Source organism: Geobacter sp. (assembly GCF_027327745.1).
Classification (GTDB): domain Bacteria; phylum Desulfobacterota; class Desulfuromonadia; order Geobacterales; family Geobacteraceae; genus Geobacter.
This window is the reverse complement of record NZ_DAHVYG010000079.1, coordinates 97,260-108,889: the sequence shown is the minus strand read 5'-3', so window position 1 is coordinate 108,889 and position 11,630 is coordinate 97,260. Positions and strand designations below refer to the sequence as shown.

Sequence of the window (11,630 nt, the reverse complement as noted above, 5' to 3'; positions counted from 1 at the left end):
ATCGTAGCGAGAGAATGGCAGATCGAGGACAGATTTTCGGGAATTTGCAGGCGAATAGTGGTTCTATTCGTCAAGAATTCCCGGAAATATGGACCGATTTGCCGTTCTCGCAGCAGATTCATTCCTAAGTCCGACAGGCTCCTGGGTACCGCTCGCAGGAGCGAGCAAAGGAGAAGAGACCATGTGGAAAAGAGTCACGGCAGTAACATCGGTTTTGACCGTCGGAATCATTGCCGGGTGCGGCGGCGGGGGGGGGACTGCCCCGACCGCCACGGTGAGCGGAGTCGTCGCCGACGGGTACCTGCGGGGCGCGGAGGTCTTCCTCGACAAAAACGGCACCTACCAGTGGGACGGGACGGAGCCGAGAACCTTTACCGGTCCCGGCGGGACCTATTCCCTCACCGTCCCGGCCGGCGACGTGGGGAAATACCCCGTGGTCGTCCGGGCCATGGCAGGGAGCACCGTGGACGAGGACACCAACCAGGCGGTGCAAAACGACTACGTCATGTCGGCCCCGGCGGGGGCCGGGAGCTTCGTGAGCCCCCTGTCGACCATGGTCCGGGAAAAGATGGAGGCCACCCCCGGGATGACCATGGCCCAAGCCATGACCCAGCTGCGAAACCAGCTCAACATGCCCGCCGGCATGGATCTGCTCGGGGACTACGTGGCGGGTAGCCAGGCGGGGCAGTACCAGAGCCAGTATCAGGCCATGCACCAGGCCGCCCGACAGATGGCGGGACTTATGGCAAGCCAGGCGGGTCTCGTCATGAACGGGAGCAGCGTGAACATGGGGCGTTACCGGCTCATGATGGGCGAGATCAACCAGAACCTGCCGCAGATCGCCGATAACGCCTATCAGGGGATGGGGATGGGGAGCAGCTTCATGACCGCCATGCAGACGCAGATGCAGACGAAGCTGGCAGCCATGCCCTCGACAGGCGGTTTCGGCAACTACTCCGGCATGTTCCGCAACATGACCACTCTCCACGCCTTCTGGAACTACTCCGGCAGCCGGTGGCAGCCGACCGGCGGGATGATGGGGGGAAGCGGGATGATGGGGAGCAGATAGTCCCTCATTGAGAAACGATGCGCCCATGGACGGCGGCATTACGATAAAGGGCCGGTCACAAAGACCGGCCCTTTATCGTAATGCGGGGCAAAGCGGAAGGGATATGTTCAATCCGGCGACAGGCTCCGCAAGCCCTCGGCTGTGGGTCTTGAATGTTCTCCGGAGGGAGCGATAATAAACAGGCAGCCACCGATCATCCCTCGTGCAAGAGGAGGATTTATGGGTACCAACCACCCGTTCGAAGGCGCCACCCCGGAGACGGTCGTATCCCACCTGACAGAGATGGCGCGGATCGACCCGCTCTTCCGCGATCTCTACCTGGAACGGGGGCGGGACCTCCTCTCCCCGCTTCTTCCGCATGATGCCTATCTGCACCTGAAAAAGGGCGCGGTCCTTCTGGAAGAATCACTGCGTCAGAGCCGCACAGCCGTCGAACACGGAGATTGGGAGACGCTTCGGCGACTAGCGGCGCAAATCGCCTTCATGAGGCGCGAACTGAACGAAAAGCACAGCCTGCTTGAACTGGGAAACCAGGTATACGATCCACCGCCGGTCGTACCCGATCTCTTTTCCCCGGGGATCTGGGGGATTCTCGGCTCCGGCGGCGAAAGCCGCGCCGACCTGCGCGACAAGGCGCTGGAACTGCTCGCGGCCCTGGCGGCGGAAGGGGACAACGAGAGGGAGTTTTACGGCGCACGGCGTTCCCATTTCCTCAGCCTCGTCGTGGACGGATCGGAGGGGGTGGGGGCGAAGGGGATCGGGCGGGACCCGAAAACGGTGAAGGAGGAGATGATCCGGGCCCTGGAAAACGGCGACGAGGCGCTGGTGGAGTCGCTTCTTCAGGCGATGGCGGAACCGGATGCCGCCACGGCGGAAAGGGCGGAGCGCCCGGCAACGGCGGCCAGAACCCCGGAAGATCGGTGGGGTAGCGAACTCGCCACGCCGTTTCCCGCCGATGCCGTAAAGCGGGCGCAGCGATTCGGCCTGGCGCCGGCGCGGCTCGCCCCCGCTCTGGAGGTATCCGAATGCCTGTACTGGGCGGCCCACTATCCCATGCACTTCGAGCCGTCCTCCCTCCGCGATGGCGGAGCCCGGATCCACGTCCCCCTCCCCCCTCCGGCGGAGTCGTTCTCGCAGGCCCTCCGCGAGAAGATCGAACTGTTCAGCCTCCATCCGTTCGTCACCTCCTCCGGCGGCCGCTATCTCCCTTACATGGTCGAGGAGGAGGTGCTGGTGGAGGAGTTTGCCGAAGGGGGCGAAGAAGACCCTCCGTCGTCACTTGTGGCGACGCTCGGTTTCGACCGGCGGCGTGCCCTCTCCCGTCTGGAGCTGGAGCTCTCCCTACTGGAACGGGGACCGTCGATGCTGCGCGACGAACTGGGACTCGATCCGCGCGAGTTCCGGCTCATCTGCATCCCCCACGATGTTTACTGTCGTCTCGGGCAGAGGTACGGCTGGGGGAAGCAGCAGCTCTGGACCCATTTTGACGGCTATCAGGTCCTCAAGGAGGGGAGGTTCCGCGCCCTGGTGGGAGGGGACGTACGCTTCGGCGGCCTCCAAGACCTCTGCGGCATAGGGATCGACGATGAGCGCGACGGGGTGCTCGCCCGCTTCACCGTCGTACGTCGCAGCCGCCTCGTCGCAGCACAGCGGGCGCCCTTCCTGGCCGCTTCACAGTCATGCCGGCTCGGGGAAACACAGGCCTCTACTTCAGACTGAAGTAAAATGTGGCCCCCTTCCCCACCTCCGCGTCCGCCCAGACCGTCCCACCATGGCGATGGATTATGCGCTGGACGGTTGCCAGGCCGATCCCTGACCCTTCGTACTCGGAGGGGGAGTGCAGACGCTGGAAGGCGCCGAACAGTTTGTCCCCGTAACGCATGTCAAAGCCGGCGCCATTGTCCCGGACAAAGTAGACCGTCTCTCCGTCCCGGCTGCTGCAGCCGACCTCGATGCGGGCGTCTTCCGTATTCCGGGTGTATTTCCAGGCATTGCCCAGCAGATTCTCCATCACGGCCCCCATGAGGGTGGGGTCGCCGTGGACCACCATCCTGTCGGTGACTGTGGTCTGGACATAACGGGAGGGCTCCCCTGCCTTGAGTTCCTCGATAATAAGCCGTGAAAGGGCGCTTAGGTCCACCGTCTCTTTCCGGAGTACCAGACGCGTAACCCTTGCAAGTACCAGGAGATCGTCGATCAGACCTGCCATCCGCTTGCAGCCTGCGACGATCCTCTTCAGGTAATCCTTCCCTTCCGCATCGAGACGCTCTCCGTAATCCTCCATGATAAGGGAGCTGAAACCGGCGATGTTGCGCAGCGGCGCCTGGAGATCGTGGGATACCGAGTAGCTGAAGGATTCCAGCTCCTTATTGACCGTTTCCAGGGCACCTTTCTGCCGGAACAGATCCGCATTGAGGCTGATGATCTCTTTTTGTGCCTGTTCTCTCTGCGCGATCTCCTGCTGAAGGGCCGTGTTGGCCTCCTCCAGTTGGGCGGTTCGTCTCCGGACCCGCTCCTCCAACTCCGCATTGAGCCTGCGTATCTCCTCCTCACTTTGCCTGCGGCGACTGATGGCGTTGCTCAGGGCGATGACGAACGTCGTAAGAACGGCGATGGCCGAGAGCCCTCCCCAGAATATCCCCTTATGCGTCTCGTAAAACGGCACCGGGCGGTTGATGAGCGTGGCTCCGGCTGGGAGGAAGGAGGGAGCGATGTCGAAGCGTTTCAGGAGCCGGTAATCGAACATGGGGCGCGACATGGCGGAGACGGTTACCGGGATCGTCCCGGCCGATTCACCCCGCAGTATCCGCACCGCCAGCCGGGCCGCCGCCTTCCCCTGGGCATCGCCCCCCATCATGAGTCCCCCGACCACGCCATGGCCGAGCTGTTCGGCGTGGACGCCGTAAACCGGCACGGGTGATGCCTCGCTGACCAGTCGGGCAGCCTCGGCCTGGGTGAAGGTCTTCCCCGTCTGGTCGACGGAATAGGACAGCATCACCACGAGCCGATCCGGAGGGAGGTGCCTGAGTTTCTCCAGCAGCGCCTCCATGGGCATTGCCTCGAAAAACCTCAGCGTTGCCGGGGCGAAGCGCTTCGCGTGCGCTGCCACCTCGTGGCGCATGGCAAGACCGGTATCGGTATGGTCATGGATGACGACAACCTCTTTTGTGCCCGGATGGAGCCCGAGGGCCATGGCGATGGTGCCGACCGAGTCGTGGAATTCGGCCACCCCCGTGATGTTTTGCTCTCCGGCGATCATCGCCGGCGTGAAATCGTTGATGCCGCAGAAGACGATGCTGCTTCGGGGGAATACGGCGCGGCGGTAGCGAAGGGCAAACTCCAGCGCGGCGTTGTCCATGGCAATGACCACGTCCAGCGGTATCCGGCGGTACTTTTCCGCAATGAGTTCGGCTTGGCGGGAAAAATGGGCCTTCTCGGGGAATTTCTTGGTGTCGAGGTGCTCTATGAAGAAATCTTCGCCGGAAAAGGATGCTTCAAACGTAGCACGCACGCCGTCGGTCTCCCGATCGGACCAGTCATACCCCACATCGTAGGAATTGAGGACCAGCACGGACGGCAGGCGCCTCACCTCCCCGAAAGAGGGGGCGGCGGAGAGAAGGAGGAGGCCAAGGAGGAATCCGGCGATGGTACACAGTCTTATCGTACTCAGATGCCGCATACGTCCCCTTGAGTGGCAAGATTAAAGTATGCAAACTGTAACGGTTTTCCGGCTCAATTACAAAAGGATTTTCGCCTTCGCGGCGTCGGGTGGAACGGGGAGTGGGGAAGCGGCGATTCGTCAAAAAAAAGGTGATGCAGAACAACATCAGGAGTACCGACCTGGTGGCGCGGCTAGGAGGCGACGAGTTCGTCGTCGCACTGCCTGAAACCGGCGCCGAGGAGGCTCCGGTTGTGGTAGCCAAACTGCGGGAGTCCCTTGGCGAAATCATGGCTGCCGAGGAGTGGCCCGTAACCTTTAGTGTCGGGGTGGTGACCTGTGTCTGGCCAAACTGTTCGTGGCACGAGATCCTTGGCAGGGCCGACGCAATCATGTACAAGGTCAAGGCAGAAACGAAAGACGGCATCCTGTACGAGACGGTGGGAGGAATACCCCAGGAGGGGTAGGTCCCGGCTCATGCAGAGAATCTGCGGCAGGAGAGCCTTCCCTGCAAATATTTCCATCAAGCAAGGGCCTCGATCGCCCGTCTTCCTTCCCAGGGCGTTCCTCAAATCAACTCGTACACAATGAATACGCAAATGATTGCCATAAAGGCAAGGCCGGTGAAGAAGACCTCTTCCGAAATCCTCTCGATCCTGTGCTGCCGCCCCCTTTTTCGGGCACGCAATGCGATGTACGACAGAATGCACGAGGCAAGAAACAGCAGGGCGTCCAAGGCAAGCATTTTCTCTCCGAAGCTTTTCACATGGGAGAGTCGCCGGCTTATAAAGAACAGGCCGATGACCGTAAGGCAGACGCCGACCATGGTCGCCGACACGGAAAAGACGTGGATGGTGATGTCGACCTCGACAAATTCCCTGGACGGTTCCTGTTGAGACATGCTGAACTCAACTCCTGTTGATTCGTGCCGGCTTATCAGACATAGTTTATCACAACTCCGCTACAACCAATCTCGCCTGCTTCATATCTGCAACAAATGAAAAAGGCCGGTCACAAGAACTGTGAACCGGCCCCTCTCATAAATATGGCGGAGAGATAGGGATTCGAACCCTAGGTACCCGGAGGGTACACTTGATTTCGAGTCAAGCGCCTTCGACCACTCGGCCATCTCTCCAATAACGTTTGTTCAGCTGTTCGCTTTCTTCCGTGCCTTGTTCCGCGCCCTCAACCCGGCAAAGAAATCCTTCAGGATCGTCGAGCACTCGCCTTCGCGAACCCGCGAGACAATCTCGACCCGGTGATTGAGCCTTGCATCGTCCGAAAGGTCGTACAGGGAACCGGCGGCGCCCCCTTTCGGGTCGTGGCAGCCGAAAACCACCCGGTCGATCCGCGACAGCAGGATCGCCCCCATGCACATGATGCACGGCTCCAGGGTAACGTACAGCGTGGTCCCGGTGAGCCGCCAGTTGCCGAGTTTTCGGGCCGCCTGCCGGATGGCGATCATCTCGGCGTGGGCCGAGGGGTCCCGCCGCGCCTCCCGGCGGTTGAAGCCGCGACCGACGATTGAGCCGTCACGGACGATCACCGCCCCGATGGGGACCTCGCCCTGCGTGGCGGCCTTCCGCGCTTCCCGGAGCGCAAACCCCATCCAGCGCCGGTCCTCCCGTTCGTCAGGCTCACCATGCCGGCTCAGGGATTCGTTTCCCCGGTTGTGCGTCACTGATACGTTGGTCGCTGAGTTCGACAAGGCACTGATATATATCCTGTTTCAGACATCGTGTCAATAACGGTTTTCCCCGTGAGGCGCCATGGACGATCTCCCTTCGGGGATATCGACCAGCCGCCGTTGACCCAGCCAATAGTGCGGGTATCATTTCACTGTTACCGTGAGGCACACCCCGACCGAAATCCGCTCCTCCCCCTTTACCGGCACGCCAGCGAGAAGGATCCGCCATGCCGACAACGATCACGATACCTCCCGACACTCCCGAGAACCGCACCCTGATTGCCAACGTCCATCCGGACGGCTGGATAAACCCCGAGCCGGCCGGGCGCTACAACCTGGTGGTGATCGGCGCCGGCACCGCCGGCCTCGTGACGGCAGCGGGCGCCGCCGGCCTCGGGGCCAGGGTGGCACTCATCGAGCGCCACCTCATGGGGGGAGATTGCCTGAACGTCGGCTGCGTCCCCTCCAAGGGGATGCTCCGGGCATCGCGGGCGCTCCACGACGTCCGCTCCGCCGGGGAGTTCGGCATTGCCGGGGGCGAAGGGCTCGCCATCGACTTCTCTGCCGCCATGGAGCGGATGCGGCGCATCCGGGCCGGAATCAGCGTCCACGATTCGGCGCTTCGGTTCCGGGACGAACTGGGGGTGGACGTCTTCATCGGCCAGGGGCGCTTCGCCGGTTCCGACTGCATCGAGGTGGACGGGGCGCGGCTCTTCTTCGAACGGGCCGCCATCTGCACCGGAGCCCGGGCCGCCTCCCTCCCGGTTCCCGGCCTCGCCGAGGCGGGGTACCTCACCAACGAGACGGTCTTCTCCCTCACCGAACTCCCGGCCCGCCTCGCCGTCATCGGCGCCGGCCCCATCGGCTGCGAGCTGGCCCAGGCCTTCGCCCGTTTCGGCAGCCGGGTCACCCTCCTGGATGCGGCACCGCAACTTCTCGGACGCGAGGACCGGGACGCCGCCGGGGTCGTGGCGCGGACCTTTATCCGCGAAGGGATCGATCTCCGGCTCGGGGTGAGGATCGCCGACGCCGGCACCAGGGGCGGCGACAAGGTGATCAGCATCGAGGGAAACGGGAGAACGGCCGAGGTGGCCGTCGACGAGATCCTGGTCGGCGTGGGGCGCGCTCCCAACTGGGAAGAGCTCAACCTGGAGGCGGCAGGGATCGGTTACGATCCGAAACAGGGGGTGACGGTGGACGAGCGGCTCCGCACCTCGAACCCCCGCATTTACGCCGCCGGCGACATCTGCTCCCCCTACAGGTTCACCCACACCGCCGACGCCCAGGCCCGGATCCTGATCGCCAACGCACTCTTCCTGGGGCGCCGGAGGAGATCGGCCCTCACCATCCCCTGGTGCACATACACCGATCCGGAGGTGGCCCACGTCGGGATGTACGAGACAGAGGCCCGCGAGAAGGGGATGGAGGTGACTACCCTGACCGTGCCGCTCTCCGATGTGGACCGGGCACTTCTGGACGGCGAGACGGAAGGGTTCGCCCGGGTACACCTGAAGAAAGGGAGCGATCGGATCCTCGGTGCCACCATCGTCGCGCGCCATGCAGGGGAGATGATCGGCGAGCTGTCGCTCGCCATGACCAACGGTCTCGGACTTTCGGCCATCGGCGCAACGATCCATCCCTATCCGACCCAGGCGGAAGCGATACGAAAGCTCGCCGACGCCTACAACCGGACCCGGCTCACGCCGTTCGTGACGAAGATGCTAGGGCTCTGGCTTGCGTGGCGGCGGGGATAGGCCGTCGCACCTACCACTTGACCGGCTCGGGTTCCTTTTTGACGAGAAGGACCGAACATGGCATCTTCCGGACGATCTCCTCGTTGCTGCGGCCGAACAGGAAGTGCTCAAGCCGCCACTCCTCATGGGCGAGCATGACAAGGAGATCGATCTTCAGTTCTTCCACTGCCTTCAGAATCTCCCTGGTCGGCTCTCCCTTCTTGATCAGCTCGGTCACCGCGAGCCCTTCGCTTCGCTCCTTCCTCAGAATCCGGTCCAGATCCTCCTTCGCCTGCCGCATCATCTCCTGGTACTCCTTCTCCAGGGAGACGGTCGGAAGGTTCCACCCCTCGAGCCCGAACGGATTGTGAATAACGTGGATGATGGAGAGCTCCGCACCGTACTTGCGGGCAAGGGAAACACCGCAGTGAACCGCCTCCTGGCAGTTGGTGGTCATTCTGCTCACCACAAGAATTCGCTTGAAATCTTCCATGATCTGCACCCCCCTCAGTAGACTGGTCCAGCCGCACCAGTGGGTATCACAACTCTCTGCTATGAGTGTAGCACTCTTTGATCACGATGGAAGCGGGAGCCCGGCGGAACGAAGGGGGACCGGTCACTGCCAGTTACACAACTCAGGCCCCAACCTTATGGATGACGGCCTTCGTTCGATTTGGCTCCCCAGCGCGGACGAAGCTGGGCACTGGGATGAACGGCTAACTCATGACGCTCTGCAGAACCTGTGAAAGGTTGATACGTTTCTATTACCGCTTCAGTCCCAATCGCTCCCAGAGAAATGTAACGTCAAACGGTTCTCCACCGGTCTGATCGATTCTACGCGCCTCAAGCTGGTCAATGGATTTGAGCAGTTCGATCACTGCCGGGCGCAACCGTTTGTCTGCTGCCGCCTCAAGAGGGGATTTCCCTCCCAGGGCGGGCAGGGGAATTTCCAGCCAGGTTTCGTAGTGCTTGGCAAGGTGCTGGTGGATGATCTGGCGCTGCATATCCTTTGGAATATCGGGCTCCGGCAGGGGTTTCGCGGCGTCCCTCGCTTTTTCTTACCTTCCCCGGCAATGGTGGGCATCCTGGTGGCAAAGCCATGTCACGCTCCATCATCAAGCCCCGCAACACTTCTTGAACTTCTTGCCGCTCGCGCAGGGGCAGGGATCATTTCGCCCTATTTTGACTTTTCCGCCGAAGGGTTGGGATGAAGCGGACTCTACCGATTGTTGCCGACCGTAAGCTTCTGCGTAACGCTGCAAAGCCTCCGTCGTCTCCTTGAGACGGCCAACGCAGTACAGGCTGAACAAATCAATGAGCTCATCATCCCAGGTTTCTCTTTGCATATCCTCAGTCCAGCCGGGAACTCGCTTGAGCAGGCTCCGCTGGAAAGGTACCGGATCAGGCACTATTTCCGGAATCGCATGAGGTTCGGCCAGCGCCCAAAGAAAGGGAATCGCAGCGTGTGCTTCCTCTAGCAGTTTTGCAGGTACGTGACGGGTCTCGTGCTTTTCTGCACCCCATATATCGGGGCGGAGAGTCAGGGCGCCATGAAAACCGATGGCCCATTCAACTATCTGTTCCCGGGCATCAAATGCTTCGGCGGTTTTGTCCACATCAAAGGGGCAGAGGTTTTCGCCATTGACTCCGACCAGATTGGAACGATTGTACAACGGCATCAATGCGCCCATAAACCGGTTTGCGTCGTCAATATCATCAAATACGATACCGTTCAGATCGAGCAGCGGCTGCAGCCAGTCGGACGGCATGATCCGCCCCGGCGTGATCACAACGCCGGCCAGAAAACCGAGTACCCGCTCGTAGGTTGCCCTTTGTCCTTCCTTGACAGTGCTTCGTCGCAGAAAGTCTTCGATGGCAGCCCGCTCCGGTGTCTCAAGGAGGTTATCCGTCATAAGGTGACCTTTCTTTTCAATATGTCAATTCCAACCAAGAAGTCTTACCTGCCGGTCAGTATCGATTGGCAAACCAGACGGCATATTCGCGAACCGGCCAATAGCTGGAATCGTTTTTCTCCACAACCTCTACATCACACAAAGGGACATGCCCTCTTCTCCGTCCCTCGGAAACCTTAACGATAACGCCACACAGATCGTCATCAAACTCAGCCTTCAAGACTTTGAAGATGTGCCCGAGCCGGAACGGTTCCTTGTCGGCAATATCTGTGAAATAAGCATCGTCTTCATCATCTACCCGCCTGACTTCGAAAGGGAATGAGAGATTATCATTGAGCCATGCAACCCAGTCCCGCTGTTTCCATTCTTCGCATTTCTCGTCGAATGCCTCGTTGTCATGCTCCCATGACGGCTCTTGTTTCTTGGGCATATACTCGCTCACCATTATTTGTTCTGAGAGAGTCTGTGATCCTCGATCACAGACTGCTCGCCTGATACCAGTACCAAAAAGCCTCGGGATTGACCGACATGAGCCGGTTGAGGCGTTCCCACTCTCCCTCAATCTTCAACTGTCGAAGCTCTTCCGGCGGGGAAATTGTCCTGAAAGCTTCCAGCGATGCACCTGCGCCCTCGTTCTTGATCAGCCGGGTTATCAGAGCTGCCTTTGCCGCTGCCAACTTGGCCATGTCGAGGTTGAAGCGGTGGTTGACGAGATGTGACGTCAGCTTTCTCGCTCCGTCTTCGAGCATGAGCGCTTCCGGAGAATCTTTCACGCCCTTGAGGCGGTGCAGACTGAGGCTCAGAGATGCTTCCAGCGTGTCTTCCAGGCTGTCTTCCGCTGTTAGTCCACCACCGCGATAGACGTTTTCCAGATCGAAAACCCGCTGGTACACCTGGCGTACCGCCGGCAGGTCCTCAGCCAGATTGAACAGCTCTCCCACGTCGAACAGTTGCTTGACGATCTGCATGGTGTCGGGAGGATTGCCATTTGTCGGCACAAACGGCACGCCGGTCGTTCTGGGGGCAAATGCTGTCAGCTTGTCCGCCAGCAGACTTTCCACAGTGGGAATGGTGACCGGGATCTCCCGTCTGATCTCCAGAATCTCCGGTGTTATCGGTTTTACTATCACCTCATGGGGACATGGGGTTCTTCCACGACATCCAGAAAGACGTAGGGCGCCGGGTTGCCGGCAACGAGGGGAGTATAGAAGAACTTGAAATGGCGCCTCTCCGGCAGGCCACGGGAGCCACGTTCATCTTCTTCATAGCGGATGAATGGCGGCACCTTCGCCACTTCGTCGAGAGTCCGATCCAGTTCCGCAGCCGGGGCCGAGCAGAGGATGTCGATGTCGATGGACAGCCGGCGTATCACCGGAACATGGAGCAGGAGGCTTGTGCCACCCTTGAACACGAACTTCAGGTCACTCTCTGCCAGGTGCCCCAGGAGGGCGAAGGCATGGAGCGCCCGTTCAAGAAGGGATGGATCAACCCCCTTGAGTTCTTTCCTCTTTTTGTCCAGCCAGTCGGCGGTGAAGCAGATTTCAGCGATCATATGCATGATCCACTAATT

At 60.6% G+C, this 11,630-nt stretch carries 13 protein-coding genes and 1 tRNA gene; 4 read left to right on the top strand and 10 right to left on the bottom strand.

All coding sequences use genetic code 11. The features are described 5' to 3' along the window. Positions 1–181 precede the first annotated feature (181 nt). Together M6689_RS14950 and M6689_RS14945 are read left to right on the top strand one after the other, a co-directional pair. Entirely contained in the window at positions 182–1,069 is an 888-nt protein-coding gene (locus M6689_RS14950) for a hypothetical protein (RefSeq protein WP_298273254.1), read from the top strand. A gap of 219 nt (positions 1,070–1,288) precedes the next feature. Further along, the gene (locus M6689_RS14945; RefSeq protein ID WP_298273252.1) at positions 1,289–2,788 is read left to right on the top strand and encodes a hypothetical protein; all 1,500 of its coding nucleotides are present in this window, start codon (positions 1,289–1,291) and stop codon (positions 2,786–2,788) included. Here M6689_RS14945 and M6689_RS14940 read toward each other — a convergent pair. Next, the gene (locus tag M6689_RS14940) at positions 2,775–4,748 is read right to left on the bottom strand and encodes an ATP-binding protein (protein ID WP_298273251.1); all 1,974 of its coding nucleotides are present in this window, start codon (positions 4,746–4,748) and stop codon (positions 2,775–2,777) included. The two genes, M6689_RS14945 and M6689_RS14940, sit on opposite strands and share 14 nt — an antisense overlap. Positions 4,749–4,849: 101 nt before the next feature. On the opposite strand from M6689_RS14940, the gene M6689_RS14935 reads away from it, so the two are divergent. Continuing rightward, positions 4,850–5,194 (top strand): GGDEF domain-containing protein, encoded by a 345-nt coding sequence (locus M6689_RS14935; protein WP_298273250.1) that lies wholly within the window; start codon positions 4,850–4,852, stop codon positions 5,192–5,194. Positions 5,195–5,295: 101 nt separating this feature from the next. Here M6689_RS14935 and M6689_RS14930 read toward each other — a convergent pair whose 3' ends face one another. The 3 genes from M6689_RS14930 to tadA all read right to left on the bottom strand — a co-directional run bounded on the left by M6689_RS14930 (position 5,296) and on the right by tadA (position 6,381). Then, the gene (locus M6689_RS14930) at positions 5,296–5,628 is read right to left on the bottom strand and encodes a hypothetical protein (RefSeq protein ID WP_298273248.1); all 333 of its coding nucleotides are present in this window, start codon (positions 5,626–5,628) and stop codon (positions 5,296–5,298) included. A 145-nt stretch (positions 5,629–5,773) separates the two neighbouring features. Beyond that, a tRNA-Ser gene (locus M6689_RS14925) sits at positions 5,774–5,862 on the bottom strand. A 12-nt stretch (positions 5,863–5,874) separates the two neighbouring features. Continuing rightward, a complete protein-coding gene (gene tadA, locus M6689_RS14920; RefSeq protein ID WP_298273261.1) occupies positions 5,875–6,381 on the bottom strand; it encodes a tRNA adenosine(34) deaminase TadA in 507 nt (168 codons plus the stop codon). A gap of 260 nt (positions 6,382–6,641) precedes the next feature. On the opposite strand from tadA, the gene M6689_RS14915 reads away from it, so the two are divergent. After that, positions 6,642–8,168 carry a mercuric reductase gene (locus tag M6689_RS14915; protein WP_298273246.1) on the top strand — a complete coding sequence of 509 codons (1,527 nt, stop codon included), beginning with the start codon at positions 6,642–6,644 and terminating at the stop codon, positions 8,166–8,168. Between the two features lie 10 nt (positions 8,169–8,178). Here M6689_RS14915 and M6689_RS14910 read toward each other — a convergent pair whose 3' ends face one another. The 6 genes from M6689_RS14910 to M6689_RS16330 form a co-directional block, all read right to left on the bottom strand. Next, a complete protein-coding gene (locus M6689_RS14910; protein ID WP_298273244.1) occupies positions 8,179–8,640 on the bottom strand; it encodes a universal stress protein in 462 nt (153 codons plus the stop codon). Positions 8,641–8,911: 271 nt separating this feature from the next. Further along, positions 8,912–9,151 carry a hypothetical protein gene (locus M6689_RS14905; RefSeq protein ID WP_298273242.1) on the bottom strand — a complete coding sequence of 80 codons (240 nt, stop codon included), beginning with the start codon at positions 9,149–9,151 and terminating at the stop codon, positions 8,912–8,914. A 111-nt stretch (positions 9,152–9,262) separates the two neighbouring features. Then, complete coding sequence (locus M6689_RS14900) at positions 9,263–10,060, bottom strand: UPF0149 family protein (RefSeq protein ID WP_298273241.1); 798 nt, start codon at positions 10,058–10,060, stop codon at positions 9,263–9,265. A 55-nt stretch (positions 10,061–10,115) separates the two neighbouring features. Beyond that, positions 10,116–10,490, bottom strand: a complete 375-nt coding sequence (locus tag M6689_RS14895) for a calcium-binding protein (RefSeq protein WP_298273240.1) — start codon at positions 10,488–10,490, stop codon at positions 10,116–10,118. Between the two features lie 46 nt (positions 10,491–10,536). Then, complete coding sequence (locus tag M6689_RS16335) at positions 10,537–11,190, bottom strand: nucleotidyl transferase AbiEii/AbiGii toxin family protein (RefSeq protein WP_366949752.1); 654 nt, start codon at positions 11,188–11,190, stop codon at positions 10,537–10,539. After that, complete coding sequence (locus M6689_RS16330; protein ID WP_366949751.1) at positions 11,187–11,612, bottom strand: nucleotidyl transferase AbiEii/AbiGii toxin family protein; 426 nt, start codon at positions 11,610–11,612, stop codon at positions 11,187–11,189. Before M6689_RS16330 ends, M6689_RS16335 begins: the two co-directional genes overlap by 4 nt. Positions 11,613–11,630: the final 18 nt, after the last annotated feature.